1 protein-coding gene is annotated in these 401 nt (G+C 56.4%); it reads left to right on the forward strand.

The features are described 5' to 3' along the window. The coding region (locus GSF22_RS34275; protein WP_208818005.1) for a hypothetical protein at positions 1 to 401 on the forward strand (401 nt) is incomplete at both ends.

Genomic DNA, 401 nt, shown 5'->3' on the forward strand with positions numbered 1-401 from the left:
AGCCAGACCCTGGGCACGAACGCCAAAAAGCTGATCGAGTTCGAGCAGCAACTGGCTGATATCAAGGGCAAGAAAACCCTCACCGCCGACCAGAAGTCGCTTTTGGCGAACCAGGAGCTGATCACCGCCCAGCTCAAACGCAACGCTGCACTCGAAGCTGAAAACGCGCTGCGTGAAAAGGGACTGGAGACCCGAAAAAAGCTCGCGGCGTTCGATGAGAACCTGAAAAACCAGCTGGCAAGCGCCCAGCTGGGTCTCGACAACAACGTGGCCGGAAAGGGGCAGGGTGACGAGCAGCAAAAGCGTTTGCAGGAGCAGCTCAGCATCCAGCAGTCCTATCAGTCGCAAATGGACAAGCTGACCTCGGACTACAACAAGAGCAACCAGGATCAGTTCAGTAC

Origin of the sequence: Micromonospora echinofusca (assembly GCF_017614955.1) — a bacterium.
GTDB lineage: Bacteria > Actinomycetota > Actinomycetes > Mycobacteriales > Micromonosporaceae > Micromonospora > Micromonospora echinofusca_A.